This is a genomic window from Pseudoalteromonas sp. 2CM28B, from assembly GCF_023161935.1.
The window spans coordinates 22,947-36,200 of the sequence record NZ_JALNTH010000031.1 but is presented as its reverse complement, the minus strand read 5'-3'; the positions used below and the strand labels follow the sequence as shown (position 1 = coordinate 36,200).

The window sequence follows — 13,254 nt, the reverse complement described above, 5'->3', positions numbered from 1 at the left end:
AACTCACCCTACCTTAAAGTTTTTCAGTGGATGCATTTTCTGCTGCATCTGTATTTTTAGTCTCTGTTAAACCGGCTATTTTTACTGCCATGCCTTTTTGAGGGTATTCCGGTAAGGTAGTAACGAGCTTATCGTTGACTTGTAAGCCATCGCTAATATAAAAATATTCACCCTCTTCACGAATCACTTTTACTTTACGCGGCTCTAACTGTTGCTCATCATTAACTATCCACACAGTTTGGTTATTCACTAACTCTTGCGGTAAACGATAAATATTATTGAGCATAGTGCCGGCAAAGTTTACTTGTACATAAGTGCCAAATTTAATTGCAGGCTGCTGATTAGTAAGCCCATAAGGATCTTCAATTCTTACCACTAAACTGCCCATGCGAGTCGCGTTATCAACAATCCCTAAATCGCGGTCTATTACTGCTTGACGAGCAAACCCATTTAATCCTGTTTTAATAACCGTTGCCGTTACCCCTTTAACACGCTCAGGTAAAAACACACTGTCAAAGCCAGCGATCGGAATAATCACTTCAGCGGTTTCAATATTATTCAGCTCGGCAACTTGAGCGCCCATACTGACAAACTGGCCAACACCTACGTTACGACTCACTACTAACGCATCGTATGGTGCAGTGATTTCACAATTATCTAAATCGCGTTGGGCTCTTTTTAATGCTGCTTGCGCCGACTTAACTGATGCTTGCGCACTCAGCACTTGTGGTTTGCGTAAAAATAAATCTGTACGTGCTTTATTTGGGAAACGTTTTGCTTCGTCTTCTGCTACTTTGGCTTGCGCTTGCTCTTCAATTAACACCGCTTGAGCGCGGGCAAGTTCAGCTTCAGCTTGCAATACTGCGGCCTCATAGTTGTCTTTTTCAATTGTAAATAGGGTTTCACCGCGGCCCACAACCCCACCTGCTACAAAGCTCGGATGCCAGCTGACGACTTCACCTGACACTTGCGCTGAAAGCTGGGTATTTTCAAGCGGCTGCACTTCACCATAACTATTAATGATAACTTGATGGTTGTTAGCGGAAACGGCTTCAACCTGCACCGTTGGTCGAGTGTCTATGACTTCTTTTTTGTCTGACTCTTTTGCAATCGCATTAATTGCAACAAAACCAGCAACACCTAATGCCAGTGCTACAAATGGAAAAGCCCATCTAAGTACATTACCTTGCATCTGTTTATTTCTCCCAAATTACTATTAGCACTATGATACCAAAGCTTAATGAAACATTAACGTGACATTTGTAAGCAACTGTTACAAAAAGGTATAAACAAGGTCTTCTTCCGCAAATAAAAGGTAAGTCAAAAGCACTGTTAAGCCGCTTTATAAATGTATTGTTACAATCTTTTACCATTATAAATCATAAAGCTAATCACTTTAGGTTAGTATTTATTAATCATACTGTGCGAAAAAGCATGACACACCGTACAGTAAAGTTATATTAACAACTAAAAAAGACTAAACGATGAAATTAACCACACTTACCTTGGCGCTGAGTATAGCGCTTAGTGGCAGCTATGCTGTTGCAGCAGAAAAAAAAGAAGAAAAGAAACCACAAACATTAACTGAAATGATTAAAGGGCAAACCGAATTTGCGGGTATTTTTAATCTTTACCAAGATGAAAAAACCGGCGATCACTTAATGGTAATTAACGAGTCACAGCTCGATACGCCCTTTGTGTACTTTGCGCATACCATTGATGGTGTAACTGATGCGGGTCATTTTCGTGGGTCGTATCGTGAAACAAAGCTGATTGAATTTAGAAAATACTTTGATCGTATTGATATTATTAGTAAAACCCCTCGCTACTTATTTAACGAAAATAGCGCACTTGTCAAAGCCAGTGAAGCTAATATCAGCGAAGCCGTGCTTGCAAGTATAAAAATAGAAAAGCAAGAAGAAGGTAAAATAGCCTTTAATGTAAATAAGCTTTTTTTAAGTGAAGCGCTACATAAAGTGTCTCCTACGCCTAACCCGAACGATAAAAATGCTAAAAAGCGTTTTAAAGTAGGTAAATTAGACGATAAAAAATCACGCATCATCAAACAGCGCCCATACCCTAACAACCTCGATGTGGTTGTCGATTATGTTTTTACCAATAGTAGCCCAACCGTTCGAGGTTCAGGTGCTGTAAGCGACCCCCGAAGTGTGTCGGTAAAAGTTCAACACTCATTTGTAGCTCTACCTGATAATAGCTACCAACCTCGTTTTGATGATGCGCGCATTGGTTATTTCACCAATCAGTTTGATAAAATGACGTCAACCGACTGGGCGCCATACCAAGATGTCATTAAGCGCTGGGATTTGCAAAAGAAAGCTCCAAACGCAGCACTATCAGAGCCAGTAAAGCCGATTACCTGGTGGATAGAAAACACTACACCGGTTGAATGGCGTGACACCGTGCGTGATGCCGTACTTGCTTGGAACACCTCGTTTGAAAAAGCAGGCTTTAAAAATGCGCTCGAAGTAAAAATACAACCTGACGATGCCGATTGGGATGCCGGCGATATTAACTATAACGTACTACGCTGGACTTCATCACCCAAACCACCGTTTGGTGGGTATGGGCCAGCATTAGCGAACCCGTTAACCGGTGAAATTTTAGGCTCAGACATTATGCTTGAGTTTGTATTTATGAAAAACCGCTGGATATACGATACGCTTTATACTCAAGGCACGATGAGCCATACACAGCCAACCAACTATTCAGAACTCAATTGCTCTTTAGGTCATGAATTACAGCAAAGCCTAATAATGGCCAAGGGCTTAGCAAATGGCGCTGATATTGAAGATACCCAAATGTTACGCCAAGGCTTAACTCAGCTGGTTTTACATGAAGTAGGGCATACTCTAGGTCTTAATCACAACATGAAGTCTTCTATTTTGTGGGATGAGAAAGAAGTTCACGACAAAAGTAAAACCCAAGGCATAATTACCGGCTCGGTAATGGACTATGCGCCAGCAAATATAGCGCCAACGGGTGTGACTCAAGGCGATATTTTCCAAACTAAACCAGGTCCATACGATGATTGGGCAATAAATTACGGCTACAGCGCAGCGCTTAAAGATGAAGCTGCAGAGCAAGCTCGCCTTGATAAAATACTCGCTCGCTCAAGCGAACATGCGCTTTCCTTTGGTAACGATGCCGACGACATGCGTGCCCCTGGCCGCCATATAGACCCTCGCGTGATGATAGGTGACTTGTCGTCTAACCCTGCAGCTTACGGCGCAGATAGAATGGCACTGATCAATACACTCTTTTCAGAACTTAAAGACAAAGCTACAGTAAAAGGTGAGTCTTACCAACAGCTTGTTACTTCAGCTAACAGCCTATTTGGCCAATATCGTGCACAAGCAGGCGTGGTATCTCGTCAAATTGAAGGGGTTTATGTAGAGCGTGCCGTCGTGGGCGATGAAAATGCAGCAAAGCCTTTTACACCGGTACCACTTGAGCGTCAAACCCAAGCAATGGCTATTTTAGCTGAGTATGTGTTTGCTCCAAATGTACTGCAAAGCATGCAGCCATTGTATAACTTTATGCAGCAGCAGCGTCGTGGGTTTAATCATTACGGTAAAAACGAAGACCCTAAACCGCATAAAATGATTTTAGGCATGCAAAAAGGTGTATTAGCTCAACTACTGCATCCTGCTGTGTTACTGCGTATTTCAGATACCGCTTTATATGGTAATGAATACAGCCTTACGCAATTTATGGAGGATTTAACTGCAAGTATTTTTGTTGATAGTAAAAATGCTAATTCAGTCAGTCATAATTTACAGATTGAATACGTAAATCAGCTTATTGCAATTGCAGGCTTAAAAAAAGCAAGTAAATACGATAACTTAGCGAAAACAGCCGCGCTATATCAGCTAACTCAAATAGCCGATCAAGATGTTGCATGGGGTGCAGACACCGCAACCAAAGCACATAAAAAATATATCGACCGCTTAATTAGCAAAGCGCTAGAAGCATAAATAACACTGAGTAAACCAAGGCCACGTTTTACGTGGCCTTTTTTACACTAACTCAAAGGTAAATAGTACCTTTAAGGTACCTTACGGCATGACCCGTCAAAGTTACTGTTGTATCACACACTTCACAGTAAAGTTTCCCGCCTCGTTGTGAGGCTTGATAAGCACTGAGAGAATTTTTTCCAAACTGCCCTGCCCAATAAGGGGCAAGCCCAGTATGAATTGAGCCGGTTACAAAGTCTTCATCCCCCCCACTTGCAGGCCAAAAATAACGAGAAATAAAGTCATACTCAACACTCGGTGCTGTTGCAACCACATCTAATGGGGCTAATTTTTTTAGTTGTTCATTGGTTGTTTTCAGATCTACAACCTGCTGCTCATTATCATAAATAGCAAAATAAGCTTGGCGGTTTTTCAGCACTTTAACAGGTTGTATAGACAGGCCAGCTAATAGAGCATTAGGGATGAGTTGAACCTCTTCAGGGGCTTGTTTAGGAAAGGTCATAGCAAAGCTGCCATCGTTATTTTTATTAACAATCAGTTTGCCCACAGCCTCTGCGCTAAAGCACACCTGCGATATACTATGTTGCTCACAAAGCACATAGGCCGCCGCTAAAGTAGCATGGCCACAAAAATCAATCTCCATTAATGGCGAAAACCAACGTATCGCAAAGCTTCCATCTGCCGACTGACAAGTAAAAGCGGTTTCAGACACATTGTTTTCCGAAGCGATATTCAGCATAAGATCATCACTAAGCCAAGACTCCAATGGGATCACGGCAGCATAATTACCTTTAAACAGTTCACTGCTGAACGCATCGATTTGATGGATAGTTAATTTCATAGTGGGCACTTTTTATTTATTGGTCACTCAAAGTGCCACAAATGAAATTAACGGTCACTATAATTTTATGCCATCACAGGACGTACGCGATAATACTGCATACACGCAAATTGCAGCGCATTAGTTAGCAATATCATAATAAACATTAATATATGCGAAGTACTTTGCACTGGCATGGCTAGCTCTGCAAACAAACCACAGATACCTGCTATAAATTGCAAACTAAAATAGCGCGCACTCAGGTTACTAATATTCCCTGTTCGCAGTGTTTTATAGGTTTGTGGCATAACCCGTACTGAACTCATAATTAAGCCCACATAAGTTAAGCCGTTTAGCACAGAGGCAGTATCTAGGTTAGGGTTTAACAGCAACAAAAAAGGTAATAACGAAAAACTAAGCATGCCAAGTAACTGCAGCTTCTGACGTTTAGCGGCATTATAACGGGCAAAAAAGTATAAAATTAAACCACTCAACAATCCTGTCGCAAAAAACGGCAAAGCAATATAAAAGCGAGCAAAATAAAGATTGTAGCTAATAAAGTACACACTTTGCGCTAAACCAAATGTCATCATTAACAGTGATACACCCGATACACTGCGGTTTTTAATAATTTTATTAAGTAGCGGTAAAAAACTAAAAACCAAAATAAACACTGACAAAATAGGCAAATAATACGCCAAAGCAAACCTCGCTCGTTACATTGTTGTTAATAAAAAGGAAGAAATAAAACATTTTTTAAACATTTGTTTTTAAAGGCTTTATTTTTGTGCGCGCATTGTAGAGCTGGCTAGGTTTTATACAAGCTTAACGCTTACTTTAGTTTTTAGTGATGGCAACTTGAGTATACAAAAACCGTTACTAAAACTTCACAGCACGCCACTCCAACCAATTGCAATACAAATGATAACTGTTATCATGCGCATGCGTATAATTTAACATACAAGCTAAAATAATGAGAAAAACACTGTTTAAAATTCATAGTTGGTTGGCGCTAATTGCCATTATTCCGTTAATTGTTATTAGCATTACTGGTAGTGTTTTAGTGTTTAAAAGTGAAATAGACGGCTTACTGATGCCTGACAAACACTTTGTGGTACAGCAGCAAGCTGCTCGCTTACCTATGGACTCATTAATAGATAAAGCCGAAGCAGCCTTTCCTGAGTATGTAGTAGGAAGCTGGGAGCTTTTTAATAACACCACCGCCGACCGGCTTTACTTGGTTAAGCGTGGCACTGACGATTGGTATAAGTTGCATTTAGACCAATACACGGGAGAAGTTTTATCAGAACCCGTAAGCACAACTCATTATTTTACCGACTGGTTTTTAGAGCTCCATTACACCTTTTTACTTAACGACTTAAAAAGTTTACCAGGGCAAACAGGCACCGTATTAGGGTTCTTTTTTGCTTTATTTTTATTAACTTTAGGTATTACTGGCTTAATTATTTACCGCAAATTTTGGCAGCGACTATTTAGCGTACGCTGGCGCGCAACGTTACAAATAGTACTCAGTGACATTCATAAGATGACCGGTGTTTTAGGCTCACCTATCCTTATCGTTTTAGCTATTACAGGTGGTTATTTTAATGGTGCAGTGTGGTATCACGAAGTAATAGAACACGCAGAAGAAGAGCACCACACTATTACAAATAAATTATATAGTGACGACATCTCTTTTGAGCGGATTCTTAATGATAGCAAGCTGCAAATACCCACTTTTAATACAACTTTTTTAGTTTTTCCACGAGAGCCCGATGAAAATATCACTCTTTATGGCGAAGTAAATACCAATAACCCACTAACCAGTGAATACGCCAATACCATAACCTATGATAAGCAAACAGGTGAACACATGGCTAACTGGGATATTCGAGAGGCTGGTGCTGGTTGGCAAGTAATAGACAGTTTTAGAAAACTACACTTTGGTTATTTTGCTGGGCTTATCAGTAAAATACTATGGTGTATTGTTGGCCTTAGCCCTGTATGGCTCGCTGGTACAGGCTTTTATTTATGGCTTACCCGCCGCAAACGTAAAAAGCACTCACAAAAGAATCGCTTAACTCAGCGAAGAAATGTGAATGCTTGATAGTATTAGTGCTCAGCTAAGTTACTGTCCTTAAAGGCAAGTAAGTAACTTAGCTAAATAGGCTTTTACAATGAATAGTAAAAGCTTAACCACGCGCGCATTTCATCTTCAAAGCTGTCGCCTTCAACACGCGACAGTCCAGCATTAAAGGTTAAATCGTTTACGCCCGCAGGCCCCATCCCGAAGCTAAAGTCACCTTGGTATTTTAAGCCGTAACTTTGTGCATAAACGTTGCTATCTAATTGATGTTGTTTGTAATAAAGCCAAGGCATCCCCTCTTTAAAGCTAACGCCACCGCCATAACCTTGATAGCGCTCTGCAGTTGCACTATAAAAAGGTAATTCAGCAGCAAGCACAAATTCACTACTTTGCTGCTGATTAATTAAATTAGAACTAAAGCCGCCTAATGTCAGGCTACTGTCATCTCTTTGCTTTTGCTCAAAGTTAACAAAAAGTGGTATATCAAACGCTTTACCAAATATTTTTGCTGCCAAGTCATAACCTTGCCAATGACTACTGTGATTCCGCCCATCATAAATGCTGGCATAAATACTCTGCCCTATGGCAAATGCTTGGCGGTCATGTTGCCAGCTTTGAGCAATACTCAACCGTGTCCAATTTTTATGGCTATTTTTATAATCTGTATAGTTATAAGCAAGCTCTGGGGTTAACTGAAGCTGGCCAAATTTCAATGGATGGTTTATTGCAGCAAAACCACCTCGGGCATCAATATCAGCGTTTAAGCTAGGTTGATATTGATGTGATGTATCCAAATTATAATCAAATAGCGCAAGCTTAAACTTTGTGTTTAACGCATTGTATTTTGCTTGTATAAAGCCGCCATTTAATGCACCGTTATGCAAATCAATGTTATAACCCGCTTGTAAATCAAGTTGCTTTAATAGGTCGCTACTTTTTATACCTACACTTAGCAAACTGGTTGACGCTGAATAATACTGTGATCCCAAGGCAAACGTCGCTTGCTGCTCAAGTACTGAGTAATCGCTTTGTTCTGCTATCTCATCGGTATATATTTTTGCCGGTGGCAAGGTATGCTTATTTACCATTAACAATGGGGCTTCACTGTTTACAGCGAGATCTGTTACGACTGTACGGTTTTTTGTTGTTAGCGTTTTTACATCAGGGCCATCGGCATTAATGGAGAAATAAAGTAGTGAGCCATCTTCAGCCTCAATCGGGTATGCGAGCGCTTCTTGCCCGTTAGTTAAGCGGGTGAGGGTGTTATTTTTTATATGATAATTATAAATATCAGTCTTATTATTTAGGCCAGCAACAAAATAGATAGACTCCCCATTTTGACTAAAACTTGGCTGACTTAAATACTGATACCCATTAGGCATTGGGATTGACTGCCTGGCATCACCGCTTACATCTTGTATATACAATTGCCAATTTTCGTTTAATGATGCTGATAAGTAAGCTAGTTTTGTTTCATCGGGGTTTAGAGTCGGGTAATCATACGTTGTTTTTAAGCTCTTGGTAAAAAGTGGCGTGATTGCTTGTGTATTAAGATCGACTTTAACTAATTCAGAATACCCAGCTCTTATTTGCTCACCGTAAAGTGTTTCACCATCACGGGTAACACTAAAACGGCGAATACCGGCCAGCTCTGTAAGTTGCTCTATGTTGCCAGTGTCGGTGTTGTAGCTAAAAATGTCAGACACTTTGTTATAAGTTCCCGATTCTTCACTACTGTAGGCATTAAAATAAAGTGTGTTGTTATTTACCCATTGCGGGTTAGCAATACCTGCGCGATTAATTTGATTTAGTACTTGTTTTTGTTCGCGCTTAAATACGATTGGCGGGGTATCAGGAACATCTTGCTTATCGTTCTCTAGAAGCTCCTTTTGCACCTTAGTAAACTCATCTCGTGCTTTGGTGTTGTCTTCTGTACTGTAAATTATTAGTTTTGTTTTACTCTTTTCATCACGTTCAACTATCGCAATTTTGCTACCATCATTTGAAAGAGCTGGATTGCTAGCGTATAAATCTAGCTTTAACCAAAGCTTGCTATTAAGTGATGATTCGGTTTGCTCTTGTTGCATTGCTTTATAAGTGTATTCAGCAATAAATCGACGATATAGCTTGGCAGCGCTTTGCCCGAATACACCAGAAAATGCGTCGTCAAAATCTCGTGATTTCACTGCTCGCATACGAACCCATACATTATCGAGTAGCTGCTCTGAGTAATTTTGCTCTAGCCAGTATAAAAAACGACTCCCCATTAAATACGCCATAGAGCCCGCCATAAAGCCCTCATCGCTATTTAGTTGCCCATAGGTCGGAAGCGCTCCTTGCTGAGCAAACTCCCTGAGTATTGCCTCAGAATAGTTATCAAAGAGTCGCCCTCGGCCTGTCATTTTAGACTCAATTAAGGTGGCGTATCCTTCAGCTACCCAGCGCGGTGTATCGCCATAGGTTAAATCGTAAAGATCCCATACCCCTCTAATTTTTTGTTGCCACTCACTGCGGGTTGGCTGCGCTAAATGCACTAAGTGAATGTACTCATGCAATACTAGTAATTGCTGCCAGCCCGATGAGTTTGAGATTACCGTATCCGATTGTGGTGGCGTAGTAAAAAGCGCCATAACAGGATTATTAGAGGTTGGTAAGGCAAAGCCATTTGCTGCATTTAGAGGGTCAAACACCACCACATCGACGATTTTATCAAGCGCCCGATTTTGTTGCTCAAGCACTTTAGTGCGAACAATCTCAAGTTCTACCGCAGTCGATTTAGCAAAATCAGTATGCTCACTACTAAAGTGAACATTAAAATGCTCGGTATGAATGGTTTGCCAATTAGCAGCAAAGCTAGGTGCAGCCAATAATAAGACTGATGCAATGAGTGACTTTTTCACAATAATCCCTTAAATAGTACATTTGATAATGCTTAGAGTATTATCAAATGGAAAAAACGGGCAGTAAAAAAGTGTAATAAAGCATGTGCAAATGTGTTTTAACACCCGCTTTATTATTTAATCTGAGTTTTGAACAAAGGAAGTTACATCCAACTGCGAGGGTCTGACTCAGCCTGCATAAGTGTAAAATCTATAATGAAGTCAGCATCTTGCTGTTTTAAATATGGGACATACGCACCGCCTGCAGCAAGTTGTATATACAGGCTTTTTAAGCCAGAACGACGCATAAAAAAGGTGCTCACACTGCGAGCGCTTTGTGCTTTGTAGAGCTCAAATACCCGGTAATGCACGCCAATCATACCTTTGCGTACCACCAAATAAAAACGCCCATCTTGTTGATGAAGGTAATACCCATAACGTTTATAAGATAAAAACACTAACGCGGCTAGTACCAAGAATAATGCTAATGCAATTAATGTATTAAGTTGCATAAAGCTAATAAAAAAACCAGAAGCAACGCTCGGTAGCAAAGCATAAAACACCGTGTTTTTATATAACAACGCCCTTTCTACCGCATTGAATGCCAGCTTTTTACTGTCAAACCACGGATAAATCCACTGACACACATTATCAACTTGCTCCTGCGTGAGCACAGGCAGCACTAAGGTTTGTTTATTCTTTTTCGCCATGCTTGCAGCACCGCCGCTACTGGCTTGCAAACACTCCACAGTAAAGCGTTTTAATAGCCTAGCAACTAGGTTTTGCTTAATAACGATTGACTGTACTTTGTCTAAACTAATTGATAGTTGATGACGCTCTAACAGCCCTGCAATACGTTTGAATTTATTATTTTTAAAGAAAAGCTGATAGTTATAAAAACGAATGAGCGACATAGTCACTGATAAAAACACCGCAATAAATACCAACATAATAATTAAAGTTATAACCGCAAACACAGCTGCATTAGCCATCATACCCAGCTCTTGCTGATAAAAACCCTCTATTTTTGTTATGAACTGCTGCTCTAAAAAGTCGATGGCCACATTCATAAAAGGGGCAATTGCCGCAAGTGCTAAAATGGCCATATTCGACATTAAACCAAATTTAGCAATTTCTTTATTGGTGATAACTAAACTATTTTCGCTCTGCTCTTCAATATGAGATTGCGCTGTATCAGCCACCTCAGCTGATGGTTGTTGCTGCGCTTTATAGTCAAACACTCGTTTACGCATTTGTTGCGCGTAATCTTTAGTTACCCCTGGCAAAACAGCTTCTTGAGCAACACTGCCTGCCGCATCAAAAATACAATTAACTAACCCTATGGGGGTGAAGTAAAATGGCTCCGCTATATTTACGTTTTGCACTCGAGAAAATTTTAAGGTAAGTCGCTCTTTTTTAAATACGCCTTTATTAAGTAAAATTTCATGCTCGTCAGTAATACAAAAACGAAAACTACGGTAATACAAAAAACAATAGGCAAGCAATGAAGTTAAAGCAACCGCGAGCCCAACTTGCCCCCAAAATAGTTTATTTTCTACTTGGGTAACAAATACCACCAACACGGGCAGTAAATTAAATAAGCCGTCTTTTATGAAGCGCACACTAAAATGCATCACAAAATAAGCCAGCGCCCAGGGCGACACTTTTTGCCAGTTAAGTGAAGGTGACGTTATTTGCGCAGCATCAACACTCACTGGCAGCTACCTCGCTTGCGGTTTCATCGTGGCGATAGCTTTGTACAAACTGACGAATATTTTTGCATTTTTCGTGGGTCAGACCACTAATTTGTAAATCGGCACTCATACCGCCGGCGCTATAAAGTCTTAAACTGGCTAAACCAAGTTTTCGCTCTATGGGCCCACGGTGTATTTCAATATGCTGCACACGCGCTAACGGTAAAATTGTCACCTGCTGCCAAATAATGCCTTTTTTAAAAGCAATATCGTGGGTACGCAACGCGCTGCCCTGTAATTTTATGCTGAACACGCTGTATAACATACACAGTAAAATTAATAGCGGAACAGCAACCAATAAGTAACCTTGCGCCATAGCAGCAAAGTCTGTATTAAAATAGTAAACAGCCGCTAGTACTAAGCAAAAAGGAATGAAAAATAACAACCAATTCAATTGTGCATGCAACAATGCTTTGTCCGCAAGCGGCTCAAACACTATGCTTTTATGTTGCGGTAGGTCGGTTATTTGTTGATTAGTAAACACACTTTGCTCCATTTCGCGTATGGTAGGCTTAGCCAAGCCACTTAATTGTTGTTACTAGGGTATGACTTTGTTTTGGCTCAAGCGTAACCGCATCTTCAAGTACATTCGCAGCCTCTAGGCATAACATGCTTTTATAATCATCATCGGCAAAATTTGATAGTCGCTTTGATTTTTCAATCCATGGATTCCATAACACGCACGAGCGCGAGTTTTCTCTGCTAACGCTGATCGTCCCTTGAGGAGTTTCAATGGTTTGTACAGCCCCGGCTTGGGTATAAACCATATCGGTTTCACGGGTAAAACCAACCACATCACTTTGCCGATAAGGCCCTTGGCCAAATTCTATGTATTGCGCCCCTTGCAGCCCTGTTACGCAAGTATTATTAATATCATCAGTTGGAAAGTAAGTATGCAGCGCCTGTGTATAACTAAATGGGGTGTTACCTAAATTACAGGTGGTTAAACGCACCTCTAACTGCTCAGATAAAATAAACTCAACCCTTAAAGAAGATTGATGAGGCCAAAAGGTAGAATCTATCTGCTTCATTGGTAATTTAAGACTAACAGTAATCTCGTTCTCGGTTTCATGCACTTCATCGGCTTGCCATACGTGCGTGCGCGCAAAGCCATGTGCTGGAAAGTCTTTATTTTCATGTTGACCAAACCAAGGCCAGCAAATAGGAATACCGCCACGAATGCCCTTCCCTTCGCTAAAGGTTTCATCCCCAGACACCCACAATAGTGGCAATTTACCTTTGGGTGTAAACTCAGTTATTTGCCCACCTTGTAAAAATATCTTCGCCTTACATTGGCGACTATTAATACTAATAAATTCCAAACCGCTATATGTACGCTCAATACATACTGAGGGTGATAATTGCATTTTATCTCCTTTAACACTGAGACTAATTTTTTAGTACTTAACCTGAGTTCAGGTTACTGTACACAAACAATAATGCATGCTTAAAGCATAAGCTACATAGAATAGTTATTTAAATTGAGTTAGTTGCTATATTTTTATGCCACATCAACGGCTCAATTACGACTAAAGCTTTAAACCTGTGGCTTGCGTATCGCTTTTAACTTACGTAAGGTGCGCAGCCTTAGCAAGGCTGAGTATTATTAACTTTTAATAAAATAAAGATAATAAATGCCATTTTAATTACTGATCAAATTAATAAAAACCAATAATAGCGGCGTTAAATGATATATATCATTTGAATTCAATTTATTTGA

The 13,254-nt window shown here is 40.3% G+C and carries 9 protein-coding genes; 2 read left to right on the top strand and 7 right to left on the bottom strand.

All coding sequences use genetic code 11. The features are described from left to right. Positions 1-13: 13 nt before the first annotated feature. Positions 14-1,192, bottom strand: a complete 1,179-nt coding sequence (locus MTN96_RS27840; protein ID WP_069438896.1) for an efflux RND transporter periplasmic adaptor subunit — start codon at positions 1,190-1,192, stop codon at positions 14-16. Between the two features lie 292 nt (positions 1,193-1,484). Between MTN96_RS27840 and MTN96_RS27835 the strand changes: the two genes are divergently transcribed. Next, positions 1,485-3,995 carry a zinc-dependent metalloprotease gene (locus MTN96_RS27835; RefSeq protein WP_248533508.1) on the top strand — a complete coding sequence of 837 codons (2,511 nt, stop codon included), beginning with the start codon at positions 1,485-1,487 and terminating at the stop codon, positions 3,993-3,995. Positions 3,996-4,047: 52 nt separating this feature from the next. Here MTN96_RS27835 and MTN96_RS27830 read toward each other — a convergent pair whose 3' ends face one another. Both MTN96_RS27830 and MTN96_RS27825 read right to left on the bottom strand, forming a co-directional pair. Then, complete coding sequence (locus MTN96_RS27830; RefSeq protein ID WP_248533505.1) at positions 4,048-4,836, bottom strand: PhzF family phenazine biosynthesis protein; 789 nt, start codon at positions 4,834-4,836, stop codon at positions 4,048-4,050. A gap of 65 nt (positions 4,837-4,901) precedes the next feature. Next, on the bottom strand, positions 4,902-5,516 hold the full coding sequence (locus MTN96_RS27825) for a PQ-loop domain-containing transporter (protein ID WP_069438893.1): 615 nt from the start codon (positions 5,514-5,516) through the stop codon (positions 4,902-4,904). Positions 5,517-5,788: 272 nt separating this feature from the next. Here MTN96_RS27825 and MTN96_RS27820 point away from each other — a divergent pair, with 272 nt between their 5' ends. Beyond that, on the top strand, positions 5,789-6,922 hold the full coding sequence (locus tag MTN96_RS27820) for a PepSY domain-containing protein (RefSeq protein ID WP_036980663.1): 1,134 nt from the start codon (positions 5,789-5,791) through the stop codon (positions 6,920-6,922). Between the two features lie 65 nt (positions 6,923-6,987). Here the strand turns inward: MTN96_RS27820 and MTN96_RS27815 are convergent, their stop codons facing one another. The 4 genes from MTN96_RS27815 to MTN96_RS27800 form a co-directional block, all read right to left on the bottom strand. Beyond that, positions 6,988-9,801: a hypothetical protein gene (locus MTN96_RS27815; RefSeq protein WP_248533503.1), complete on the bottom strand. Its 2,814-nt coding sequence runs from the start codon at positions 9,799-9,801 to the stop codon at positions 6,988-6,990. A 143-nt stretch (positions 9,802-9,944) separates the two neighbouring features. After that, positions 9,945-11,495, bottom strand: a complete 1,551-nt coding sequence (locus MTN96_RS27810) for a PH domain-containing protein (protein WP_248533501.1) — start codon at positions 11,493-11,495, stop codon at positions 9,945-9,947. Continuing rightward, positions 11,485-12,030 carry a PH domain-containing protein gene (locus MTN96_RS27805; protein WP_248533552.1) on the bottom strand — a complete coding sequence of 182 codons (546 nt, stop codon included), beginning with the start codon at positions 12,028-12,030 and terminating at the stop codon, positions 11,485-11,487. The genes MTN96_RS27810 and MTN96_RS27805 overlap by 11 nt, the downstream gene beginning before the upstream one ends. 16 nt (positions 12,031-12,046) lie before the next feature. Next, positions 12,047-12,901 carry a D-hexose-6-phosphate mutarotase gene (locus MTN96_RS27800; RefSeq protein WP_036980670.1) on the bottom strand — a complete coding sequence of 285 codons (855 nt, stop codon included), beginning with the start codon at positions 12,899-12,901 and terminating at the stop codon, positions 12,047-12,049. Positions 12,902-13,254: the final 353 nt, after the last annotated feature.